This window comes from Pseudomonas nitroreducens, assembly GCF_010994165.1.
Classification (GTDB): domain Bacteria; phylum Pseudomonadota; class Gammaproteobacteria; order Pseudomonadales; family Pseudomonadaceae; genus Pseudomonas; species Pseudomonas nitroreducens.
Map to the genome: position 1 here is coordinate 786,777 of NZ_WMBX01000001.1, position 24,458 is coordinate 811,234.

19 protein-coding genes are annotated in these 24,458 nt (G+C 64.7%); all 19 read left to right on the plus strand.

All coding sequences use genetic code 11. The features are described 5' to 3' along the window. The first annotated feature begins 75 nt into the window (after window positions 1-75). Window positions 76-846 carry a glucose-1-phosphate cytidylyltransferase gene (gene rfbF / locus GJV37_RS03745; protein ID WP_170858293.1) on the plus strand — a complete coding sequence of 257 codons (771 nt, stop codon included), beginning with the start codon at window positions 76-78 and terminating at the stop codon, window positions 844-846. Next, window positions 837-1,901, plus strand: coding sequence for a CDP-glucose 4,6-dehydratase (gene rfbG, locus GJV37_RS03750; RefSeq protein ID WP_170858294.1), 1,065 nt, complete (start codon window positions 837-839; stop codon window positions 1,899-1,901). The genes rfbF and rfbG overlap by 10 nt, the downstream gene beginning before the upstream one ends. Next, window positions 1,898-3,223, plus strand: coding sequence for a lipopolysaccharide biosynthesis protein RfbH (rfbH, locus tag GJV37_RS03755; RefSeq protein WP_170858295.1), 1,326 nt, complete (start codon window positions 1,898-1,900; stop codon window positions 3,221-3,223). Before rfbG ends, rfbH begins: the two co-directional genes overlap by 4 nt. After that, window positions 3,223-4,755 carry an N-acetylneuraminate synthase family protein gene (locus tag GJV37_RS03760; RefSeq protein ID WP_170858296.1) on the plus strand — a complete coding sequence of 511 codons (1,533 nt, stop codon included), beginning with the start codon at window positions 3,223-3,225 and terminating at the stop codon, window positions 4,753-4,755. Before rfbH ends, GJV37_RS03760 begins: the two co-directional genes overlap by 1 nt. A gap of 1 nt (window position 4,756) precedes the next feature. Further along, complete coding sequence (locus GJV37_RS03765) at window positions 4,757-6,580, plus strand: thiamine pyrophosphate-binding protein (RefSeq protein WP_170858297.1); 1,824 nt, start codon at window positions 4,757-4,759, stop codon at window positions 6,578-6,580. A gap of 3 nt (window positions 6,581-6,583) precedes the next feature. Further along, the gene (locus GJV37_RS03770) at window positions 6,584-7,624 is read left to right on the plus strand and encodes a class I SAM-dependent methyltransferase (RefSeq protein WP_246228243.1); all 1,041 of its coding nucleotides are present in this window, start codon (window positions 6,584-6,586) and stop codon (window positions 7,622-7,624) included. Between the two features lie 81 nt (window positions 7,625-7,705). Further along, the gene (locus tag GJV37_RS03775) at window positions 7,706-8,572 is read left to right on the plus strand and encodes a class I SAM-dependent methyltransferase (RefSeq protein WP_170858298.1); all 867 of its coding nucleotides are present in this window, start codon (window positions 7,706-7,708) and stop codon (window positions 8,570-8,572) included. 30 nt (window positions 8,573-8,602) lie between these two features. Then, entirely contained in the window at window positions 8,603-9,649 is a 1,047-nt protein-coding gene (locus GJV37_RS03780; protein ID WP_170858299.1) for a glycosyltransferase family 2 protein, read from the plus strand. 33 nt (window positions 9,650-9,682) lie between these two features. Next, on the plus strand, window positions 9,683-10,330 hold the full coding sequence (locus tag GJV37_RS03785) for an HAD family hydrolase (RefSeq protein WP_193452148.1): 648 nt from the start codon (window positions 9,683-9,685) through the stop codon (window positions 10,328-10,330). A gap of 48 nt (window positions 10,331-10,378) precedes the next feature. After that, a complete protein-coding gene (locus tag GJV37_RS03790) occupies window positions 10,379-11,422 on the plus strand; it encodes an NAD-dependent epimerase/dehydratase family protein (protein ID WP_240967215.1) in 1,044 nt (347 codons plus the stop codon). Window positions 11,423-11,478: 56 nt separating this feature from the next. Beyond that, window positions 11,479-15,774 carry a glycosyltransferase gene (locus GJV37_RS03795; RefSeq protein WP_170858301.1) on the plus strand — a complete coding sequence of 1,432 codons (4,296 nt, stop codon included), beginning with the start codon at window positions 11,479-11,481 and terminating at the stop codon, window positions 15,772-15,774. A gap of 284 nt (window positions 15,775-16,058) precedes the next feature. Further along, window positions 16,059-17,192 carry a flagellin N-terminal helical domain-containing protein gene (locus GJV37_RS03800; RefSeq protein ID WP_170858302.1) on the plus strand — a complete coding sequence of 378 codons (1,134 nt, stop codon included), beginning with the start codon at window positions 16,059-16,061 and terminating at the stop codon, window positions 17,190-17,192. A 78-nt stretch (window positions 17,193-17,270) separates the two neighbouring features. Further along, a complete protein-coding gene (locus GJV37_RS03805; RefSeq protein ID WP_170858303.1) occupies window positions 17,271-17,609 on the plus strand; it encodes a flagellar protein FlaG in 339 nt (112 codons plus the stop codon). 85 nt (window positions 17,610-17,694) lie between these two features. Then, window positions 17,695-19,101 (plus strand): flagellar filament capping protein FliD, encoded by a 1,407-nt coding sequence (fliD, locus tag GJV37_RS03810; RefSeq protein ID WP_170858304.1) that lies wholly within the window; start codon window positions 17,695-17,697, stop codon window positions 19,099-19,101. A 137-nt stretch (window positions 19,102-19,238) separates the two neighbouring features. Next, window positions 19,239-19,619, plus strand: coding sequence for a flagellar export chaperone FliS (fliS, locus tag GJV37_RS03815; protein WP_065086324.1), 381 nt, complete (start codon window positions 19,239-19,241; stop codon window positions 19,617-19,619). 26 nt (window positions 19,620-19,645) lie between these two features. Then, window positions 19,646-19,942, plus strand: a complete 297-nt coding sequence (fliT, locus tag GJV37_RS03820) for a flagellar protein FliT (RefSeq protein ID WP_024764931.1) — start codon at window positions 19,646-19,648, stop codon at window positions 19,940-19,942. A gap of 269 nt (window positions 19,943-20,211) precedes the next feature. Continuing rightward, the gene (locus GJV37_RS03825) at window positions 20,212-21,687 is read left to right on the plus strand and encodes a sigma-54 dependent transcriptional regulator (RefSeq protein WP_065086323.1); all 1,476 of its coding nucleotides are present in this window, start codon (window positions 20,212-20,214) and stop codon (window positions 21,685-21,687) included. Window positions 21,688-21,809: 122 nt separating this feature from the next. Next, window positions 21,810-23,030 (plus strand): sensor histidine kinase, encoded by a 1,221-nt coding sequence (locus GJV37_RS03830; protein ID WP_193452149.1) that lies wholly within the window; start codon window positions 21,810-21,812, stop codon window positions 23,028-23,030. 5 nt (window positions 23,031-23,035) lie between these two features. After that, the gene (gene fleR, locus GJV37_RS03835; protein WP_193452150.1) at window positions 23,036-24,451 is read left to right on the plus strand and encodes a sigma-54-dependent response regulator transcription factor FleR; all 1,416 of its coding nucleotides are present in this window, start codon (window positions 23,036-23,038) and stop codon (window positions 24,449-24,451) included. The last annotated feature ends 7 nt before the right edge of the window (window positions 24,452-24,458 follow it).

Consider the following 24,458-nt stretch of genomic DNA (forward strand, 5'->3'; position numbering starts at 1 on the left):
TGATGGCAATTTGGGCATAAGCTACTATGCCCCCCTGAAACGGGCGCAGGCCCGTGCTCGTACGCGGAGGTGCACGTGAAGGCGGTAATCCTGGCCGGCGGCCTGGGAACTCGGATCAGTGAAGAGTCCCATCTCAAGCCCAAGCCGATGATCGAGATCGGCGGCAAGCCGATCATCTGGCACATCATGAAGATCTACTCCCACTATGGGATCAACGATTTCGTGATCTGCCTGGGCTACAAGGGTTACGTCATCAAGGAGTACTTCGCCAACTACTTCCTGCACTCCTCGGACGTCACCTTCGACATGGCCGAGAACCGCATGCACATCCATGAGCGTCACGCCGAGCCCTGGCGTGTGACCCTGGTCGATACCGGCGAGAACTCCGGTACCGGCGGTCGCCTACGGCGCGTGCGCGACTACCTGGATGGCGAATCCTTCTGTTTCACCTATGGTGACGGCGTCGCCGATATCGATGTCGGTGCGCTGGTTGCCTACCATCGCCAGCACGGCCGCCTGGCGACCGTGACTGCGGTGCAGCCGCCGGGGCGCTATGGCGCGCTGGAGCTGGACGGCCAACGTGTCGCGGGCTTCCAGGAAAAGCCCCAGGGCGATGGCGGCTGGATCAACGGTGGCTTCTTCGTCCTCGAACCCTCGGTGATCGACTACATCCACAACGATGCGATCTCCTGGGAACTGGAGCCCATGCGCAACCTGGCGCGCGACGGGCAGATGATGAGCTACACCCACGACGGCTTCTGGCAGCCGATGGACACCCTGCGCGACCGCACTTTGCTGGAAGACCGCTGGCGCAGTGGCGAAGCGGAGTGGCACCTGTGGCGCTGAACCCGGACGTCTGGCGCGGGCGCCGGGTACTGCTGACCGGGCACAGTGGTTTCAAGGGCGGATGGCTGGCGCTGTGGTTGCGCGAGCTGGGCGCCGAGGTGCGCGGCTACTCGCTGGCACCGCCGGCCGAACCGACCTTGTGGCAGGCTGCCCGCCTGGAGGAGGTGATCGCTGGTGAGTTCGCCGATATCCGCGATGCCCAGTGCCTGGCCGCCGCGTTAACCGGGTTTGCCCCCGAGGTGGTGTTGCACCTGGCGGCACAGCCGCTGGTGCGCGAGTCCTACCGAAATCCTGCGCAAACCTACGCGACCAACGTGATGGGCACCGTGAACCTGCTGGAAGCGGTGCGCCAGGCGCCATCGGTCCGTGCGGTGCTGGTGGTGACCACCGACAAGTGCTACGAGAACCGTGAATGGCTGTGGCCCTATCGGGAAAACGACCCGCTTGGCGGCCACGATCCCTATAGCGCCAGCAAGGCCTGCGCCGAGCTGGTCTGCGCCAGCTACCGCCGTGCCTTCCTTGAAGACGCCGGCGTAGCCCTGGCCAGCGCCCGCGCCGGGAATGTGATCGGCGGCGGCGATTTTTCCACCGACCGCCTGCTGCCCGATGTCTTCCGCGCCTGGGGCGCTGGCGAAGAAGTGGTGTTGCGCTATCCGCAGGCAACCCGGCCCTGGCAGCATGTGCTGGAGCCGTTGGCCGGCTATTTGCAACTGACCCAGGGCCTGCTGGAAAACAGCCAGGAATTTGGCGGTGCCTGGAACTTCGGGCCGGGGCCTGACAGCGTGGTCAGCGTGCAGAGCGTGGTCTCGCGCCTGGCCGGCTTGTGGCCGCAGCCCAGTCGCTGGCGTGTCGAGTCGGCCGGCCAGCTACACGAAGCCGGGATGCTGGCGCTGGATTCCTCGCAGGCGCGCAATCGCCTGGGCTGGCAGCCGCGCTGGAGCCTGGAACAGGCGCTGGCCCACACGGTGGATTGGCAGCGTGCCTGGCAGACTGGCCAGGACATGCGCGCCTTCACCCTTCAACAGATCGAGCGGTATTCAAGCGAAGCTCTATGACTACAGAAACGGCGCAGGCCCTGCGCCAACAGATTTCCGAACTGGTGGCCCGCTATGCCGAACTGGAGTTCGCGCCGCGCGTGTTCGTCCCGGGACAGAGCAGCGTTCCGCCGTCCGGCAAGGTGATCGGTGGCGGCGAGCTGCAGCAGATGACCGAGGCCGTGCTCGACGGCTGGCTGACCACTGGCCGCTTCAACGAGCAGTTCGAGCGCCGCCTGGCAAAATTCCTTGGTCAGCGCTGCGTGCTGACCACCAACTCCGGTTCTTCAGCCAACCTTCTGGCTTTCTCCGCGCTGACTTCGCCGCGCCTGGGCGACCGGGCGATCCGCCCCGGTGACGAGGTGATCGGCGTGGCCGCCGGCTTCCCGACCACGGTCAACCCGATCCTGCAGTTTGGTGCAGTCCCGGTGTTCGTCGATGTGGAAATGGGCACCTACAACATCGACCCGGCGCTGATCGAAGCGGCCATCGGGCCGAAGACCAAAGCCATCATGCTCGCCCACACGCTGGGCAATCCCTTCGACCTCGCTGCCGTGCGCGCGTTGTGCGACAAGTACGGCCTGTGGCTGATCGAGGACTGCTGCGACGCGCTGGGCTCGACCTACGATGGCAGGCTGGTCGGCAGCTTTGGCGACATCGGCACACTGAGCTTCTACCCGGCGCACCACATCACCATGGGCGAGGGCGGGGCAGTGTTCACCCAGAGCCCGAAGCTTTCGCGAATCATCGAGTCCTTCCGCGACTGGGGCCGCGACTGCTACTGCCCGCCAGGCCAGGACAATACCTGCGGCAAGCGATTCGACTGGCAACTCGGCGACCTGCCGGCCGGCTATGACCACAAGTACATCTACTCGCATCTGGGCTACAACCTGAAGATCACCGACATGCAGGCCGCCTGCGCACTGGCGCAGATGGACCGGGTGGAAGGCTTCATCGCCGCGCGCCGGCACAACTTCGCCTGGCTCAAGCAGCGCCTGCGCAGCTGCGAGGATGTGCTGGTACTGCCCGAGGCGACACCCAACAGCGACCCGTCCTGGTTCGGCTTCCCGTTGACCCTGCGAGACGGTCAGGCCCACGCTCGTGTCGAACTGCTGCGCCACCTGGATGCTGATCGCATCGGCACGCGCCTGCTGTTTGCCGGCAACCTCACGCGCCAGCCCTACATGCAGGGACAGAACTACCGGGTCGTCGGCGAACTGCCGGTGACCGACCGGATAATGCGAGACACCTTCTGGGTCGGCGTATGGCCAGGGCTCGGCGAAGAGCACCTGGAACACGTCGCACGCCGGATCGAGGCCTGGTTCGGCCGAGGAGCCTACTGATGAGCACTGCCACTACCGCACACGCCGCCGGCGAACTGTTCGACCGCCCGCTGTTCATCCTCGAGATGGCCAACAACCACATGGGCGACGTGGCCCACGGCGTTGCGTTGATCCGCGCCTTCGCCGAGGTCTGCCGCGACTTCCCTTACCGTTTCGCCTTCAAGTTGCAGTACCGCGACCTGGACAGCTTCATCCACCCGTCCATGCAGGGCCGCGACGACATCAAGTACATCAAGCGCTTCAGCGAAACGCGCCTGTCCCGCGAGCAATTCGACACGCTGGTCGAGGAAATCCGAGCCAACGGTTTGCTCTGCCTCTCCACCCCGTTCGACGAGGCTTCCGTGGCGGTGATCGAGGCCCAGGGCCTGGATGCGATCAAGGTCGCCAGTTGCTCGATGAGCGACTGGCCGCTGCTCGAGCGCGTGGTGCAGACCGAGCGCCCGCTGATCGTTTCCACCGCCGGCTCCACCCTGGAAGAACTCGATCGCCTGGTGAGCTTCCTCACCCATCGCGAGAAGGACTTCGCCATCCTGCACTGCGTGGGCGAGTACCCGACGCCCGACGCGAACATGCACCTGTCGCAGGTGGACTTCCTGCGCCGCCGCTACCCCGGCGTGCGCGTGGGCTTCTCGACCCACGAGAATCCGGATAACACCGACATCGTCAAGATCGCCCTGGCCAAGGGCGCGCGCATCTTCGAAAAGCACGTCGGCCTGCCGACCGAGCAGTACCCCATCAACGCCTACTCGGCCACTCCCGATCAGGTTCGCCGCTGGCTGGAGGCTGCGCAGTACGCCCTGCTGCTGTGCGGCGAAGGCGAACAGCGCCTGCCGGTCAACGAAGCCGAGCGCGCCAGTCTTCGCTCGCTGCGCCGCGGCGTATTCGCCAAGCGGCCGATCGCCGCCGGCGAGGTGGTGCATGCCGATGACGTGTACTTCGCTTTCCCGCCGCAGGACGAGCAGTTCACCGCCAACGACTGGAGCAAGTACGCCACCTTCACCGCCCAGGCCGATATTCCGGTGGACGCCGCGCTGGCGCCGAGCAACGCCACCCGCCGCGATGTGCGCGACAAGGTCTGGGCCATCGTCCAGCAGGTTCGCGCGCAACTGCGCGACAGCCATGTGGTGGTGCCGGGACGGGTGGACCTGGAGATTTCCCACCACTACGGGCTGGATCGCTTCGACGAGGTCGGCCTGACCATGCTCACCGTGGTCAACCGCGGCTACTGCAAGAAGCTGCTGATGCTGCTGCCTGGCCAGGAACACCCCGAGCAGTACCACCAGCGCAAGGAAGAGACCTTCCATGTGCTGCACGGCGAGCTGGTTCTGCGCCTGGACGGCGTCGAACGAGTCTGTCGGCCGGGCGACGTGGTCACTGTCGAGCCGGGCGTACGACATGCCTTCAGCAGCGTGAACGGGGCAATCATTGAGGAGTTGTCCTCGACCCACTTCACCAACGATTCGTTCTATACCGACGAGGCGATCAACGCCAATCGGGACCGTAAAACCCTCTTGAGCTACTGGATGGACTGACGTGCCGACCCCCTATCGTGTTGCCGACTACATCGCCGACTTCATTGCAGAGCAGGGTGTCGGACATGTGTTCCTGCTGCCCGGCGGCGGCGCCATGCACCTCAACGACGCAGTGGGCAAGCACCCGCAGCTGGAGGTCGTCGCCTGCCACCACGAACAGGCTGCCGCCATCGCCGCCGAAGCCTATTGCCGGATCAATGAGAACCTCGGCGTGGCCATGGTCACCACTGGTCCCGGCGCGACCAATGCGGTAACTGCCGTAGCGGGTGCCTGGATCGAGTCTGTCCCGCTGTTGCTGATTTCAGGCCAGGTCAAGCGCGCCGACCTGCTGCGCGGCGCGCCGCTGCGGCAGAAGGGCGTGCAGGAAGTCGACATCGTCAGCGTGGTCAAGCCGATCACCAAGTACGCGGTGACCGTCGAGCGCCCGGAAGACATCCGCCGCGAACTGGAACGTGCCTCCTTCATTGCCCGTGACGGCCGTGCCGGCCCGGTGTGGATCGACGTGCCGCTGGACGTCCAGGGCGCGCCCATCGATCCGGCCAGCCTGGTGGGCTGGGGCAATGACGTGCAGCCGGCCGCAGACGTCGACGCGGCGTTGCTCGATCAGGTTCGCGCGCTGCTCGAAGGTGCCGAGCGTCCGTTGATCCTCGCCGGCCATGGTGTTCGCCTGAGTGGTGCGGCTACGGCTTTCCGCGAGCTGGTCGAAGCCCTGGGCGTACCGGTGGTGACCACCTGGAACGCCATGGACCTGCTGCCCTACGAGCATCCGCTGTACGTTGGCCGGCCCGGTGTGGTGGCCCTGCGTGCGCCGAACTTCGCGATCCAGAACGCCGACCTGCTGATCGCCATCGGCAGCCGCCTGGACAACATCATCACCGCCTATGCACCGCGTGACTTCGCCCGTGGCGCGCGCAAGGTGGTGGTCGACGTCGATGCCAATGAAATTGCCAAGCTCGACATGCCCATCGATGTGGCCGTGACCAGCAGTGCCGATGCCTTCGTCGCCGCGCTGGCTGCTGCTACCACCGGTGTCGCGTTCCGGCGCCCGCAGTGGCTGGAACGCTGCGCGGACTGGAAGGCACTCTACGGCGTCAACGATGGCCAGCCGTTCCCGGCCAGCGGCCCGATCAGCCACTTCCAGTTCGCCGATGCGCTGTCCGACGCCGTGCCGGCCGATACCTTGGTGAGTACCGGCAGCTCGGGCCTGGCGGTGGAAGTGTTCTACACCGTGTTCCGCAACCGTCCCGGCCAGCGCGTATTCCTGACCTCCGGCCTTGGCGCCATGGGCTACGGCCTGCCGGCCGCCATCGGCGCCTGCTTCGCCAACGGCCGCAAGCCGATGGTGGCGGTGGAGAGCGACGGTAGCCTGCAACTGAACCTGCAGGAACTGGCCACGCTGCGTGGCTTCAACCTGCCGATCTGCCTGGTAGTGATGAACAATGGCGGCTATGCCTCCATTCGCAACACTCAGCGCAACTACTTTGAGGCGCGCTATGTCGGCACCGGCCCGGAAGCCGGGTTGTGGATGCCCGACCTGGAGGAATTGGCGCGTGCCTACCATCTGCCGTTCAGGCGCATCCGCGATGCTGCTGAACTGGCGCAGGGGCTCGCCGAGGCCGTCAGTCAGCCGAGACCGATGATTGTCGAAGTGATGCTGATGAGCGACGAAGCGCTGAGTCCGAAAGTCGCCGCCGTACCGCAGCCCGATGGCTCGATGACCTCGATGCCGCTGGAAGACATGAGCCCGCTGCTGCCGCTGGACGTACTCGAACGCGAAATGGGCGGCCGCATCAGCCCGGTATCGCGCAAGGCGCGGGGCGGCTGAGGCGTGACTTTGCCGGAATCGTTGTGTCCGTGCTGCGCCGCGCCGGCCGAGCCGCTGGCCGATCATCCGCACGACGCTGGCTGCCCGCGTTGTGGCCACCGCTGGCGCAACGCGCCAGAGGCCTCGGCCAGCGCTGGCTATTACGCTGAATTGGTGGCGCGCAATGACGAGCAGGCGCCGTGGTTCTCGCGCAAGATCGATGCTCGGTTGGCTGCCATCCTGGCGTTGATCGAGCCCGCGACTGCCCGCGTGCTGGAAGTCGGCTGCGCCGAGGGTGGCCTGGGCGCAGCGGTCAAGGCGCGCTCGGCCGTCACCTACGACGGTATCGAGTTATCCCAGGACAGCGTGCTCGCTGCGACGCGATTGGACCAAGTGTTCCGCCAGCCGGCGGCGCAGGTGCATGCCGCGCCTTACGATCTGATCGTGTCCTTCCATGTGCTGGAGCACATCGCCGATCTGACCACGGAACTGCTCGCCTGGCGCCGTTTGCTGGCGGAGCAGGGCGCACTGTTGATCGAGGTGCCCAATCGCGCGGGGCATCCCTGGTTGAGCAATGACCTGAACCAGGAGCACCTGCACCAGTTCACGCCTGCGTCGCTGGCGATCCTCCTGGCCAGTTGCGGTTTCACTTGCCGCGAGTTGAGCAGCGGGCACTACGAATCCCCGCTGTATTGCGACTCGATCCAGGTGATCGCCCGCCCGGAGCCGACCCCTGCGCAACGCCGCCAGCGTTTGCTTCAGCGTTTCGAACAGCGCCTGGGCGGGCCGTTCATCGCCTACGGCATCGGCGGCGACTATCTCAATTACGTTGCGCCTCTGGCAGATGCACTGCCGATACGTGCGCTGGTGGATTCCGCAGCGGAAAAGTCCGGTCAACAGGTCGGTGCCTTCAGCATCACGGCTTACGACCCGGTGGCGCATGACGCTCTGCCGATCCTCATCTGCTCGCTGCGCTACGGCAACTCCATCCGCCGGCAATTGCTGGCCCAGGGCATTGCCGCCGAGCGGCTGGTCGCGCTGGAGAGTCTCTTCGATGCCACCTGAGGCCACCGACGCTGCAGCCGGGCAGGCCCCGCATCACCTTATTCGCGCCGCAGCGGCGGCCCATTCGGCAAGGAGTTTCTGATGGCGGTCATCGCCCAAGCCTGCGTCTGTTGCGGCGCGACCGCGCTGGAGCGCTCTCCGGCGATCCTCATGCCCTTCGTGGCGCACCGGGTGTTCGGCTGGACGCCTGTAGAAATCACCGAAGCCTGGGGCCTGCGTGACCTGGCACCGGGGCACGCCTATGCGTTGTGCAACACGCTGCACTGCCCGGCGTGCGACCTGACCTTCCTCGATCTGCGCTTCGACGGTGAAGAGCTCGGACGCCTGTACCACGACTATCGCGGCGACGGATACACGCAGTTGCGCGATCACTACGAGCCGGGCTACGCGCGGCGCAACCAGCATCTGCTGCAAGGAGGTGGCTACGCCGCGCAGGTCGAAGCTTTCCTCGCGCCGCTACTGCCGGCGCCGCAGCGCGTACTCGACTGGGGCGGCGACAGTGGCATCAATACACCCTTCCGCGGGCGCCTCTCGCAGCACCATGTGCTAGAGATTTCCGATCGCCCGCTGGTGGATGGTGCGCAGCGCGTCGACGCACACCAGGCGCGTGAGCATCACTACCAGTTGGTGGTACTCAGCCAGGTGCTGGAACATGTACCCGAGCCGCTGGCGCTGCTCGATGCGGTGACCGGCGTACTCGCCTCTGACAGCTTGCTGTACATCGAGGTGCCCTATGAGGGGCTGGTGCAGCAAATTGCCGCCGGCAATGCGCACTGGCAGGACAAGCGCCATTGGCACGAGCACATCAATTTCTATGCAGAGGCGTCGCTACGGGCACTGGTGGCGCGTGCGGGACTGGTAGTCGAGCGCCTGGGCAGCCTGGAGGTGGATGTGGGCAATGGGCCGGTGCGGGTGTTTTCCCTGGTATGCCGCCTGGCGACGGCCTGATTGGCGTTTCTCTCTTCGGTGAGCTCTCTCATGCACAGCGTCGATATCATCGTTCCAACCTACAACTACGGACGCTTTCTCGGGCGCTGCCTGGATTCGATCCTGGCGCAGACCTACACCGATTTCGGGGTGCTGGTCATCGACAATGCCTCGGAGGACAACACTCAGGCGCTGATGGCCGATTACTGCCAGCGCGATGCGCGCATCCGCTATGTGCGCAACGCGACCAACATCGGCCCATCGCATTCGGTGCTCAAGGCTTACGAGATGACCACTGCGCGCTATTGGGTGATGCTCTGCGCCGACGACTGCTGGCAGCCGGCCTTCCTCGAAGCCTGCGTACAGCGCGGGCTGCTCGAACACCCCGAATGCGGCTTCGCTTACAGTAACGCCAGCCGCCTGCTCGGCGAGCAGGTGATCGAACACACCGGCATTGCGCTGCCGCGCCTGGAAACCGGCGTCCATGCGATCCTGCCGTACCTGTGCCTGAGCAACTGGATCTTCCCCTCGTTCTGCGTCATCGACCGCGAGCGCTTCGACCGCGTCGGTGGCGTACGCCGCAGCCTGGAAACCTTCAACCGCGCGTATTCGCTGCGCAAGGGCAGCATGGGCGACCACTATCTGGTGGCGCGTATGGCCGCCCGCCATCCGGCCTTCGTCGTCAGCGATCGGCTGGGGATCTATCGCGTGCATGACAACAGCGATACCGCTTCGATGGGCAATAGCCTGATCGAGGAGGTGGCGCTGCTCTATGACGTGATCTATTTCGACAACGATCTGTTTCCCGACGCCGCGCGCTACCTGGCCAAAATCAACCAGACCGGACGCATCCTGACCTCCGCAGGGCTGGCGCGCACCGCCTTCAACTATGTACGCAACCCTCGCACCGCCACACTACTGGGCGACGCCCGGCGCGATATCCTGCGCTGGCTGATCGAGTGCGTGCCGCGCATGCCGCTGGACCTGCCCGATGCCGAGCTGACAGGGGAGGGGACGCTGGACAAGCGCAAGAACCTCGCTCGCCTCAAGGAGCTGGTCGATCTGCCTTACGACCAGTGGGCGCAACAGTACTTCTAAGACTCAACGAGTGACTTCCTACCCGAAACGCCCATGAAAAAGACTCACGTACTTTTCGACTTCGATGGCACGCTCGTGGACTCGGCCCCGGCCATCCTCGCTACCTTCACCCAGGTGCTCGAGGCGCATCAATTGCAGCCACGTCGTGTTATCGACAGCAGACTCATCGGGCCGCCCCTGCGACCGACCCTTGAAGCCTTGAGCGGGCAGAGTGATCCGGCGCTGCTGGATGCGCTGAGTGCCAGCTTCCGCGAGATCTACGACGGCCAGGTGTGTCTCACTACCCCTGCCTACCCGGGCTGGCCAGAGGTACTCGAGACGCTGTGCGAGCGTGGACTTGTACTGGCCATCGCCACCAACAAGCGCCTGCTGCCGACTCAGCGCATTCTCCAAGCACAAGGCTGGGAGAAATACTTCAGTGCGGTTTACGCCAGCGACTCGCACCCGGGTCTGTACACCGACAAGGCCGGCATGATCGGCGTGTTGATGAGCGCGCTGGGTATCTTGCCCGGCAACGCGATCTACCTGGGCGATACCGAGCAGGACGGCCGCGCCGCTGCCGCCAACGCCGTGGACTTCTGGCCGGTGGCCTGGGGTTACGGGAGCTTCGCCGACGAGTTGCAGCCCCTGGCCACGCCACAGGCCATGGTCGTGCGTCTAGCGGCGGGTCCAGCCCGTTGAGTTTCACCGGCGGCGCCTTCTGGTGACGCCCAGACAAGGGGAAGCAGCATGTCGATGAGTCTGGCCCATCCCTTGATTCGCGAGGATGTGCAGAGAGTCCTGGCGCGCCTGGATCGGCTCGACGCGCTCAAGGAGGCACATCTGCTGATTACGGGTGGTACCGGCTTCTTCGGCAAGTGGCTGCTGGTGCTGTGCGACGGACTCAACGAGCAGGGCTGGAACCTGCGCGTCACAGTAATCTCCCGTGACCCGCAGCGCTTTCTCGACAGCGAGCCGCATTACCGCACGCGCTCTTGGCTGAACTGGCGGGTGGCGGACATCCGCGACCTGTCCGGCATACAAATGCGCGCCGATCACCTGCTGCATGCCGCCACCGACAGTTCGGTGGCGGGGCAGGCTGATCGCCTGGCGCTGTTCGATACGCTTTACCAGGGTACCCGTGAAGCGCTGGAACTGGCCGCCCGCAGTGGTGTGCGCCGGGTACTGCTGACCGGCTCCGGCGCGCAGTACGGCGATGGCCTGGAGGAGGGCGGCTGGCGTGAAGATGACACGCGCGCCTGCACCAGCTTCGATGCGCGTCACGTCTATGGCGAGGGCAAGCGAGTGGCGGAGATGCTCGGCGCGCTGTACGCCGAGCGTCATGCTTTTGACGTGATACATACCCGCGGCTTCGCCTTCGTCGGTCCCGGCCTGCCCCTGGATGCCCACTTCGCAGTAGGCAACTTCATACGCGACGCGCTCTACCGCGAAGGCATCGTGCTTGCCTCGGCCGGCCTGGCTCTGCGCAGCTACCTGTATGGCGCGGATCTTGCTGGCTGGCTGCTGACCCTGTTGGCCCGGGGAGAGGGCGGCACGGTCTATAACGTCGGTTCCGATCAGGCCTTGTCGATTGCCGACTTGGCGCGCCGTACCGGCTTTTTGCTCGCGCCGGACAAACCGCTGGAGATCCCATCGGCGTCGCCCGGCACCCAGCGCTCGCGCTACGTGCCGGATATCCAGCGCGCCCGCGCACTGGGTCTGGATGTCTGGACGTCGCTCGACGAGGCCTTGCTGCGCACCGCGCGCTGGTGTACGGAGAGCGCCAGCTACTGAAGACGCGCCCGCTGCCATGGCGGCAGCCCTGGTTCACTTTTGCCATCGAGGTTTTCATGCGTTCACTGTTCGCCCCGCGCCCGAGCCCTTATTACATCTTCGGTTTCGATTACCGGCGCAGCTCGGCGGGCATCCGCGTCATGCACATGCTGTGCGATGCGTTGATTCGCTCTGGCTACGAGGCCTACGTGCTGGCGGAAGTGTTCAGCCCCGACCTGATGACCCCGCGCCTGACCGACCAGGTGATCCAGCATCATCGTGACCTGGGCGTGCGGCCGATTGCCGTGTACCCCGAGGTGATCGATGGCAACCCGCTGCAGGGCAGCGTGGTGGTGCGCTACCTGCTGAACAAGCCAGGCTTCATCGGCGGCTCCGGCGCCTACGGCGAGAACGACCTGTACTTCGCCTACAAGAGCGACTTCATGCTCGAAGGCATGAGCCCCGAGCAGCATCTGTTCCTGCCGGCCATCGATTCGAACATCTTCCGCCCCGCCGACGATCCGGCGCGGCGCTGCCCCGGTAGCGTCTGCTACTACCTGGGCCACAAGCGTCACGCGCGCCTGGATCCGAGCCTGCTGCCGGCTGACGCCATCGAGATCACCCTGAACTACCCGGACTCCTGGGAGGGCCTGGCCGACATCTTCCAGCGCTGCGAATACCTCTACCTGGGCGAGGCCTCCGGGCTGGCTTACGAGGCGGCGCTGTGCGGCTGCACGCCGGTGCTGGTGAGTCGCGACTGGAGCTCGGTGCATCCCGACCCGCAGTCGTTCACTGCCTTCGGTCTGGAGGCCGACGAGATCGAACGTGCACGCAGCAGGATGCCCGGTATTCGCCAACTGCTGGAAGAGCATCGTGCGGCCTTCTGGCCCGAGCTGGACCGCTTCATCGCCCAGACCCAGGACGCCGTGGCGCGTCTGCCCAGCGCCACCGACCATGTGGCGCCCCGTGTGGTGCAGGCGCTGGCGCCGGGCAGCGATGCCCAAGGCCAGCCCACCGCGGTGGTGCTGCACGTTGGCGACCTGCCGCTATTCGAGGAAGGCCTGCGCCAGCTGCAGGGACTGCATGCGCCGATTCGCCTGTACGTGAGCGCGGCGGCGGGGCAGATCAACGCCGTACGGCAGGCGCTTGAGGCCAGTGGCCTGGCGTTCCGCTTGTTCCAGGTCGACGGCATCGGCCAGGACGTGCTGCCGTTCATCGAGCTGCTGCCGACCCTGCGCGAAGACGGCATGCAGGTGCTGCTCAAGCTGCATACGCACAAGGCGCGCTACCTCAAGTCCGATGTGGCCGGTGAGCTGATCCGCCAGCTGTTCTCCACCCTGCTGTTCGAAAATACCTTCGACAGCGCCGTGGCCAGCCTGACCCGCGGCGACAAGGAGCCACTGATTGGCGCCGATGAGTACCGCCTGCCGGTAGGGCAGTCGCTGGAAGGCGAGCGGCGCGAGCAGGTCGAGCGACTGGCCGAGCGTGGCAGTGTGGACATCAAGCGCATCGCCAGCGGCGAATACTTCGCCGGCAACATGTTCTTCGCCCGTGTCGAGGCTCTGGCCGATCTGCTGGAACTGGGCCTGGGCGCCGAGGACTTTGGCACCGCCGGTAGCTCTCAGGGTGCGGGCTTTGCCCATGCCTTCGAGCTGTTCGTGAATGCCTTCCTGCAGCTGCGCCACCCGATCGATCGCAATGTGCTCTACCGCGAGTGGCTGGCTACCCGTCAACTGAGCGCCAACGAAACCCGCAACCTGCCCGAGCGCGTCGCCCAATGGCCGGCCACGCCCAGCCTGCTGGTGGTGCTCGAGGACCCGAGTGGCGATGTTGCCGGCGTGGCGCGCAGCCTGGCCGCACTGGATGCGCAGAGCTACGCTGCCGGTGCGGTGGTGGTGCTGTCCAATGCTGAACCGGTGGGCATCGAAGCGCGCGAAAACCTGGTCTGGCTGCCGCGTGACGCGGTGCCGGCACAGCAGATCAATGCCTTGCTGGAGCAGATCGAGGTCGACTGGTTCCTCCTCCTGCGCAGCGGCGACACCCTGGAAGAGCACGCCTTGCTGCTGCTCGCCGAGCGCCTGGTCAGCCAACCGGCGCTGCGTTGCTGCTATATGGACGAGGACCAGCATTACGAGGGCGTGAACCGCGACCCGGTATTCAAGCCGGACCTCAACCTCGACATGCTGCGCAGCTATCCCTACGTCGGCCGCGCGCTGGCGTTCGAGCGGCAGAGCGTGCTGGAACTGGGCGGGCTGGATACCGCGTTCGGCGAACTGGCGCCACATGATGTGCTGTTCCGCCTGATCGAAGTTGCGGGGCTGGAAAGCATCGGCCACCTCGATACGCTGCTGCTGCACACGCCCGAACACCTGGGCGGCTGGCTCGCCAGCCCCGCAGTGGTGGCGCAGGTGGCGCCGTTGGTGGACGCGCATCTGACCCGCCTTAACCTGCCGCACCGCATCGAGCCGGGTGCGCTGCCGATGATCAATCGGGTGCACTACAGCTTCGATACGCGTCCGCTTGTGTCGATCATCATTCCGACCAAGGACCAGTTGCCGACCTTGCTACGCTGCGTCGACAGCCTGCTGGAGCGCACCCGCTACGCGCACTATGAAGTGCTGATCGTTGACAACAACAGTGAGACGCCCGAGGCGCTGGCCTGGTTCGAGGGCATTGAGAAGCTCGGCGACGCGCGCCTGCGCGTGTTGCGCTATCCGCACCCGTTCAACTATTCGGCGATCAACAACTGCGCCGCGCGCCAGGCGCGTGGCGAGTACCTGGTGCTGCTCAACAACGATACCGGCATCACCGACGGCCACTGGCTCGATGCGCTGCTCAACCATGCACAGCGCCCCGAGGTCGGTGTTGTGGGTGCCAAGCTGCACTTCCTCGACGGCAGCGTCCAGCACGCCGGAGTGGTGATGGGACTGCGCGGTGTGGCCGAACATGCGTTCATCGGCGACGCCATCGATGGTAATGGCTACATGCATCGGTTGCAGGTCGACCAGAACTACAGTGTGGTCACGGCCGCCTGCCTGATGGTGCGCGCCAGTCTGTACCACGAGGTGAACGGTCTGGACGAAAGCGATTTCGCTGTTTCGTTCAACGACGTCGATTTCTGCCTGAAAGTCGGTCGCGCCGGCTACCTGGTGGTGTGGACTCCCTACGCCGTGCTGATGCACGAAGGCAGCGTCAGCCAGCGCAAGGTCGACCTGGCCACATTCGAAGCCAAAGTGCAGCGCTTTCGCAGCGAGCAGCAGGCGATGTACCAGCGCTGGCTGCCGCAGATGGTTCACGATGCCGCCTACAACCGCAACCTGGCGCTGGAAGGCCGTGGCTTTGCTCTCGACCATCGCGGCGACACCGGTTGGCAGCCCTTTGCCGAGCGGCGCCTGCCGTTCGTCCTGTGCCACCCGGCAGACGCTTTCGGCTGCGGCCATTACCGCATCCGCCAGCCACTGGCTGCCTGCATCGCGACCGGCAGTATCGACGGAGCAGTCGCCGAGCGCCTGTTGCCGCTGGTGGAGTTCGAGCGCCTGGCGCCGACCAGTGTGGTGCTGCAACGCCAGATCACACCGCCGCAATTGCAGGCCATCGAATTGCTCGACCGTTGCTCGGAGGTCTTCAAGGTCTACGAGGTGGACGACTATCTATTCGAACTGCCGGTGAAGAGCGCGCACCACGCGAGCATGCCCAAGGACATAGCCCGCTCGATGACAACTGCGCTGGGCTACTGCGACCGCTTCGTGGTATCCACCGAACCGCTGGCCGAAGCCTTTGCCGGCTTGCATCCGGACATCCGCGTAGTGCCCAACCGCCTGCCCGGGCACTGGTGGAGCAACCTGCGCGGCGAGCGCAACGCGGGCTGCAAGCCACGCGTGGGCTGGGCCGGTGGTTCCAGTCATGGCGGTGACCTGGAGCTGATCATTGAAGTGGTCAAGACCCTGGCCAGCGAGGTGGAGTGGGTCTTCATGGGTATGTGCCCGGAGCCGCTGAAGCCATTCGTGGAGTTCCACCCGGGCGTGTCCATCGACCGCTATCCGGCAGCACTCGCCGCGCTCAACCTGGACCTGGCTCTGGCACCGCTGGAGCCCAACCGTTTCAACGAGTGCAAGAGCAACTTGCGCCTGCTGGAATACGGTGCGCTGGGTTATCCGGTGATCTGCAGCGACATTCTCTGCTACCGCGACGGCCTGCCGGTCACCCGCCTGCCCAACCAGGCTCGCGTGTGGGTCAGCGCCATCCGCGAGCAGTTGGCCGATCCCCAGGCCCTGGCGCGCGCCGGCGACACTCTGCGTGAAGCAGTGCTGCGTGACTGGATGCTCGACGAGGTGCATGCCCAACGCTGGGCGGCGGTCTGGCTGCCGGATTGAGGGGACTGCTGCCTGCCAAGGGAGGGCCTCACGGGGCCCTCGCCTGCAATAGTCGGGCGAACACCCGACTGGCAGACCCGGCCGGCCGACGCGGTTCGCTGCACCGTTCGACCCTGCGCTAATGCGCGTATTTACAGGCTTTGCAAGCCTCTCCGAAAAAAAATCAATAAAAGTCCTAAAGCAATTCCCTGCCACGACGATAACCCTAACGAAGGTTCTCCACGCCATATCGGAACTCACCGGGGCAAGGAGCTACCCAATAGCCCAACTACGAGGAATTCGTCATGGCTCTTACCGTCAACACCAACATCGCCTCGCTGTCGGTTCAAAAGAACCTGACCAAGGCCTCCAACTCGCTGACCACCTCCATGACCCGCCTGTCGACCGGCCTGCGCATCAACAGCGCCAAGGACGACGCCGCCGGTTCGCAGATCTCCAACCGTCTGACCAGCCAGGTCAACGGTCTGAACGTTGCGGTCAAGAACGCCCAGGACGCCAACTCCATCGCCCAGGCTGCCGAAGGCGCCCTGCAGGAGTCCACCAACATCCTGCAGCGTATGCGTGAACTGTCCCTGCAGTCCGCCAACGGCTCCAACAGCAGCGAAGACCAGACTTCCCTGAACCAGGAGTTCAAGTCGCTGACCGCTGAACTGACCCGTATCTCCAAGACCACCACCTTCGGCGGCGGTACTTCCGGTATCAAGCTTCTCGACGGCTCCGCCGGCACCAACGGCACCCTGACCTTCCAGGTCGGCGCCAACGCCAACGAAACTGTCAGCTTCACCCTGAACGACATGGGCGCCTCTTCGCTCAAGGGTACTTCGTCGCTGGCTACCGGTTCGATCTCGATCTCCGGTTTCACCAGCAACACCGACGTTGCCACCTCCAGCGGCTCCATCACTGTGAACGGCACCGATGTGTCCATCGCTTCGGGTGCATCGGTCAACGACATCGTCAGCGCGATCAACACCAACGTCAGCGGTGTGGCAGCGGTTGCCAACGATGACGGCACCATCTCGCTGAGCTCGGCTTCGGAAATCACCTACTCCGGCACCGGCGGCACCGCCGTGACCGCAGCTACCGGCACCGTGACCACCACTTCGGGTACCGTGCAGTCGCTGGACATCAGCACCGCTGCCAGCTCGCAGTCGGCCACCCAGGTGATCGACGCTGCCCTGAAACAGATCGACAGCCAGCGTTCCTCGCTGGGTGCCATCCAGAACCGTCTGGACAGCACCATCTCCAACCTGCAGAACGTGGCCGAGAACGCCACCGCTGCACGCAGCACCATCCAGGACGTGGACTTCGCCGCAGAAACCGCGGAGATGACCAAGCAGCAGACCCTGCAACAGGCCGCTACTGCGGTGCTGGCCCAGGCCAACCAGCTGCCCTCCGCTGTCCTGAAGCTGCTCCAGTAAGGGATCGCCGAAAGGCAATAAACGGAAGGAAGGGCGCCCAGCGCCCTTCCTTGCTTTGCGTGTGGAGGGTAATACCTGATGGATACCAGCCTCGGAATCAACAACCTGCGCCCGGTCGACAGCGCCGCCGCAGGGAGCAAGCCGGCCAGCGGCAACAGCTTGCCGCAGAGCGCCAAGGAATCGCCGGCCAGCAAGGCTCGCAGCCTGAACGAAGCCGTCAGCCGGCTGCGTGAACAGGCCCAGTCGGTGCAACGCAACCTTGAGTTTTCGGTGGATGACGCCAGTGGCGAAACCGTCGTAAAGGTCGTGGCCGCCGATACAGGCGAGGTGATCCGGCAAATTCCGTCGGAAGTTGCGCTCAAGTTGGCAGAAAGTCTGAAGGAAGCGGGTAACCTGCTATTCAGCGAACGCGCGTAAGCCTGGCGTGATTCTTGAATGAAGCGTCATACGACGCAGGCGGCAATCAGAAAACCGCCAGAAATTTGGACAGGAGGGTAGGCAAATGGCCGGGACTTCAATCAACGGTGTAGGGTCGGGATACGACATCGACTCCATCGTGACTGCTTTGGTGAATGCGCAGAAGGCGCCGAAATCGAACCAGATCAGCACCCAGAAGACCGCGACCAATACCACGCTGTCCGGTATCGGCTCGCTGCAGAGCGCCCTGGATACCTTCCAGACGGCCCTGGGCAAGCTCAACGATTCCAGCTCCAACTCCTTTGCCGGCCTGGCGATCAAATCGTCCAACACGGATGCGGTTACCGCGTCACTGGGCACCGGTGCCGCCGCCGGCACTTACAAGATCGATGTGAAAAGCCTGGCGACCAGTTCCAAGGTGGCCACCCAGTACGTCGACAAGGCGGCCAGCTTCGGTGCCGGCACCCTGACGCTCAGCCAGGGCAGCAGTACCTACAACGTCACTGTCAAGGCGGGGGCGAGCCTGTCGGACATCCGCGACAGCATCAATACTCAGCTCAAGGACAAAGGCTTCACCGCCAACATCATCACCGATGCCAACGGTCCTCGCCTGGTCCTGGGCTCCAGCGTCACCGGTGCGGGCAGCGACATCAGCGTATCCGCCAGTGGTGACTCCAGCCTCGATGTGCTCAAGATCGACGGTGCCGGCACCCAGGCTTCCGCCACGGCGGGCGGGTATGTGGACAAGCCGGCGGCCAACGCCAGCTACACCATCGACGGCCTGGAGATGAGCAGCTCGGTCAACAAGATTTCCAGCGCCATCAGCGGTGTGGAACTCGATCTGGTAGCCGAAGGTAAATCGACGGTCACTGTCGACGCCAACACCGATGGCTTGAAGACCTCGGTGCAGTCCTTCGTCAACGCCTACAACGCGCTGATGACCAGCATCAACTCGCTGACAAAGGTCACCAACACCACGGACTCCAGCGGTAACCCGACCACCACGGCCGCCTCGCTGGCCAGTGACTCGATGACCCGCAACCTGCTCAATACGCTGCGGACCCAGCTGGTTGGTTCCTCCACCGATGGCGGCTCGATCAAGCTGTTATCGCAGTTGGGCATTTCGACGAAGAACGACGGGACCCTGTCGATCGACGATACCAAGCTGGACAAGGCCCTGGAGCAGAATTTCTCCTCGGTTCAGGGCTTCTTTACCGGCAACGGCGGCCTGCTCTCGCGCCTGAGCAGCAGCATGGATGTCTACACCAAGTCCAATGGTCTGCTTGATCAGCGAAAAAGCGCGCTCAACGATACCCTGAGCGACCTGGCGGACCAGTCCACCAAGCTGGATACCCGCATGACCAAGCTGACCGAAACGCTCATGGCCAAGTACACCGCCATGGACACCCTGGTTGCCCAGCTCAACGCGACCAAGTCCAGCGTGCTGACCACGCTCAACGCGCTGAACAAGACCAGCAGCTCGGACAACTGATTCCTGAGCGGCCCGCCGCTCTGCGGCGAGTTGCTCAGCCGTACGCCCGTGCTGATTTTTGCCTAAAGGTTTTCCCGCCTGCGCCGATACTTTGAATATCGACGATTTGATCGTTCAGCGAATCAAGGGGAAATCAGATGAACGCTTCGGCAGCGCTGCGCCAGTACCAGAATGTGAACAACCAGTCGCAGGTGCACGACGCCTCTCCCCATCGTCTTATCCAGATGCTGATGGAAGGTGGCCTGAGCCGCATCGCCCAGGCGCGCGGCTCGATGGAGCGCGAGCAGTTCGCGCAGAAGGGCATGCTGATCGCCAAGGCCACCGCGATCATCGCCGGCCTGCGCGAAGCGCTGAACTTCGAGGCGGGTGGCGAGGTGGCGGAAAACTATGCCAACCTTTACGACTACATGAGCCGTCGCCTGGGCGACGCCAACCGCAGCAACGAAGTGCAGGTGCTCGACGAAGTCTCGGGTCTGCTGCGCACCCTCAAGGAAGGCTGGGACGCTATCGCTCCGTGATTGCGGCCTGCCAGGAGATACCGAACATGACTCTCGCCGTCCAGCAGATCGAACAGACCCGCCTCGCTCTCGGGGCCGCACTGGCCCAGGAAGACTGGGAAGCGGTCGCCCAGCTCGACCTTCAGTGTCGCGAGCACGTCGATGCCGCGATGGTCGAGCCGATGGACGATGACAGCGAACTCAAGCGCAGCCTGGAAGGATTGCTGGTGCTCTACCGCGAACTGGTCCAGGCTGTCACCCGGCAGCGCGAAGAGGTGGCAGGCGAAATCGTCCGCGTCAATCGCTCCCACCAGGGCGCCAAGGTTTACCAGATGTTCGGCTGATCCATTCGGATCGGCTCTCTTCGGGCGGTGATCGGTCAGGTACCGTTGGCCGCCTTCCGCGCTTCGAACTACCCTCCAGTTCGATTGCCATGACAAGGATCAACACCCTTCGTCGGACTTCATCAAAAAAAACACGCCATAAATTTGACTCTAGCCACAATTTTGACTTAACTAGTGGCCAAATGCTGGCTAGCATGAGGAATTTGTGCTGTGGCCAGATCGTGTCAGCCGCCGTAGTACGGCCTTCAAGCCCGGGATGACAAGCTAAGATGTGGCGCGAAACCAAAATCCTCGTGATCGATGACAACCAGGACCGTTGCCGGGACCTCTCGGTGATCATCAGCTTCCTGGGTGAAGACCAGCTCTCCTGCAACAGCCGCGACTGGCGGCAGATCGTCGACCCGCTGCCCAATGGCAGCCGCGACGTGCTCTGCGTGCTGGTCGGCGCTGTGGAAAGCAAGGGCGGGGCGCTTGAGCTGCTCAAGCAGCTCGCTGCCTGGGACGAATACCTGCCCGTGCTGCTGATGGGCGAGCCGGTGCCCAACGAATGGCCCGAGGAACTGCGCCGCCGCGTGCTGGCCAGCCTGGAGATGCCGCCCAGCTACAACAAGCTGCTCGACTCCCTGCACCGCGCCCAGGTCTACCGTGAGATGTACGACCAGGCCCGCGAGCGTGGTCGCCAGCGCGAACCCAACCTGTTCCGCAGCCTGGTGGGCACCAGCCGTGCCATCCAGCAAGTGCGGCAGATGATGCAGCAGGTCGCCGATACCGATGCCAGCGTGCTGATCCTCGGCGAATCCGGCACCGGCAAGGAGGTGGTGGCGCGCAACCTGCACTACCACTCCAAGCGTCGTGATGCGCCATTCGTGCCGGTCAACTGCGGCGCGATTCCGGCGGAGTTGCTGGAAAGCGAACTGTTCGGCCACGAGAAGGGCGCGTTCACCGGCGCCATCACCACGCGTGCGGGCCGCTTCGAGCTGGCCAACGGCGGCACGCTGTTCCTCGACGAGATCGGCGACATGCCGCTGCCGATGCAGGTCAAGCTGCTGCGCGTGCTGCAGGAGCGCACCTTCGAGCGCGTGGGCAGCAACAAGACGCAGAACGTCGACGTGCGCATCATCGCTGCGACCCACAAGAACCTCGAGAAGATGATCGAGGACGGCAGCTTCCGCGAGGACCTGTACTACCGCCTCAACGTCTTCCCCATCGAGATGGCCCCGCTGCGCGAGCGCGTCGAGGACATCCCGCTGCTGATGAACGAACTCATCTCGCGCATGGAGCACGAGAAGCGCGGTTCGATCCGCTTCAACTCGGCCGCCATCATGTCGCTCTGCCGTCACGACTGGCCGGGCAACGTGCGCGAGCTGGCCAACCTCGTCGAGCGTCTGGCGATCATGCATCCCTACGGCGTGATCGGAGTGGGCGAGCTGCCGAAGAAATTCCGTCACGTCGACGACGAGGACGAGCAACTGGCGACCAGCCTGCGCGAGGAACTGGAAGAGCGCGCGGCGATCACCGCCGGCCTGCCGGGCCTGGACTCGCCGGCCATGCTGCCGGCCGAGGGCATCGACCTGAAGGACTACCTGGCCAACCTGGAGCAGGGGTTGATCCAGCAGGCGCTGGACGACGCCAGTGGTGTCGTCGCCCGAGCCGCCGAACGCCTGCGCATCCGCCGGACCACCCTGGTGGAGAAAATGCGCAAGTACGGCATGAGCCGCCGCGAAGAGGAAATGGCGGAGGATTGACGCCTCCGTCACACTCGTTTTTTCAAGTCATTGAAATATAAAGAGTAATTTTTAGGCACGCGGTTTGCTAAGACTCATCCGACCGACAGATTCACGCCGTCGGACGGATGAGGAAAAACCGCATGATGCCCGCCACCCATCGCCAGACTGAACTCGCTTCCCGGCCCTCCGAGCAGGTGCCGGTGGAGCAGCAGAGCCGCGCCCATCTGGAGCAGACCTTCGAGCTGTTCAGCCAGATGTCCAGCCAGCTCAACCAGTCCTACAGCCTGCTGGAAGCCCGCGTCACCGAGCTCAAGGGCGAACTGGCCCTGGTCAGCGCGCAGCGCATGCAGGAGCTGGCGGAGAAGGAACGCCAGGCCAACCGCCTGCAGAGCCTGCTCGACGTATTGCCCGGCGGCGTCATCATGATCGACGGTCAAGGCGTGGTACGCGACGCCAATCCGGTGGCGGTCGCCCTGCTCGGCAAGCCGCTGGTGGGCATGCTCTGGCGCGAGGTCATCTCCCGTAGCTTCGCCCCGCGTGCCGACGACGGCCACGAAGTTTCCCTGCGCGATGGTCGCCGTGTGTCCATCGCCATCCGCCCGCTGAACGGCGAACCCGGCCAGCTCATCCTGCTCAACGACCTGACGGAAACCCGTCGTCTGCAGGACCAGCTTGCCCGTCACGAGCGCCTGTCCGCCCTCGGCCGCATGGTCGCTTCCCTGGCTCACCAGATCCGTACCCCGCTGTCCGCCGCCATGCTTTACGCCGGCCACCTGAGCGAAGGCGAGCTGCCGGTCGAGCAGCAGCAACGCTTTGCCGGCCGCATCAAGGAGCGCCTGCACGAGCTGGAAAGCCAGGTGCGCGACATGCTGGTATTCGCCCGCGGCGAGCTGCCATTGCCGGACCGCCTCGCCCCCAACCAACTGTTCAGCAGCCTTCGCGCGGCGGCCGAATCCCACGTCGTTGGACTCAATCTGCGTTGGCAGTGCGATGCTCGCGTGGGCGAGTTGTTGTGCAACCGCGACACGCTGGTCGGCACCGTACTCAACCTGATGGAGAACGCCATCCAGGCCGCTGGCCGCGAAGTGCGCCTGAAGGTGCACCTCTACCAGCGCGGCAACAGCCTGCGCCTGAGCGTCAGCGACAACGGTCCGGGGATGAGCGCCGAAACCCTGGCGCGTCTCGGCGAACCCTTCTTCACCACCAAGACCACCGGCACCGGCCTCGGCCTCGCGGTGGTGAAAGCTGTCGCCAAGGCTCACCAGGGTGAACTGCTTCTGCGCTCGCGGCCGGGTCTCGGTACCTGCGCCACCCTGGTCCTGCCGCTGATCCTGGCTCAACCCGCCGTCCACGAGGAGTGATTTCCATGGCCGCCAAAGTCCTGCTGGTCGAAGACGACCGCGCCCTTCGTGAAGCCCTCTGCGACACCCTGTCGCTCGGCGGGCACGACTTCATTGCCGTCGATTGCGCCGAAGCGGCGCTGCCAGCGCTGGAGAAGGATGCCTTCAGCCTGGTGATCAGCGACGTCAACATGCCGGGCATGGACGGGCACCAGTTGCTCGGCCTGATCCGCAAGCGCTACCCGCAATTGCCGGTGCTGCTGATGACCGCCTATGGCGCCGTCGACCGCGCCGTGGATGCCATGCGCCAGGGCGCTGCCGACTACCTGGTCAAACCGTTCGAGCCGCGTGCGCTGCTGGAGCTGGTGGCCCGCCACGCGCTCGGGGCCGTATCGGCCAGTGCCGGCGAAGGCCCGGTAGCCCTGGAGCCCGCCAGCCAGCAATTGCTGGAGCTGGCTGCCCGTGTTGCACGGAGCGATTCCACCGTGCTGATCTCCGGCGAGTCCGGTACCGGCAAGGAGGTGCTGGCGCAGTACATCCACCAGCAGTCGCCCCGCGTCGGCAAGCCGTTCGTTGCAATCAACTGCGCGGCGATTCCGGACAACATGCTCGAGGCCACCCTGTTCGGCCACGAGAAGGGGGCCTTCACCGGGGCCATCGCTGCCCAGCCGGGCAAGTTCGAACTGGCTGACGGGGGCACCATCCTGCTCGACGAAATTTCCGAGATGCCGTTGGCCTTGCAAGCCAAGCTGCTGCGCGTGCTGCAGGAGCGCGAGGTGGAGCGTGTCGGCGCGCGCAAGCCGATCAGCCTGGATATCCGCGTGCTCGCCACCACCAACCGCGACCTGCTCGGCGAGGTGGCTGCCGGCCGATTCCGCGAGGACCTCTACTATCGCCTGTCGGTATTCCCGTTGGCGTGGCGCCCGCTGCGCGAGCGTCCCGCCGATATCCTGCCGCTGGCCGAACGCTTGCTGGCCAAGTACGCGCGCAAGATGAACCACGCACCCGTCACCCTGGCCGATTGCGCCCGCGCCGCTTTGCTGACGCACCCCTGGCCGGGCAACGTGCGCGAACTGGACAACGCCATCCAGCGCTCGCTGATCCTGCAGCAGGGCGGCCAGGTGCTGGCCGCTGATCTGTGCCTGACCTCGCCCATCGGCCTGGCGCCGCGCCCGGTGTTGTCGGCAGTGCCGGCATCGGCGCCGCCTCCGGTTTCTGCCTGCGTCGACATTCCGTCAGTCGCCTCCACCGAGGCCGGGCAGCTGGGCGAAGACCTCAAGCGCCGCGAGTTCCAGATGATCATCGACACCCTGCGCAGCGAGCGCGGCCGCCGCAAGGAAGCCGCCGAGCGCCTGGGCATCAGCCCGCGCACCCTGCGCTACAAGCTCGCGCAGATGCGCGACGCCGGCATGGATGTGGAGGCTTATCTCTACGCCAGTTGAATGGCGA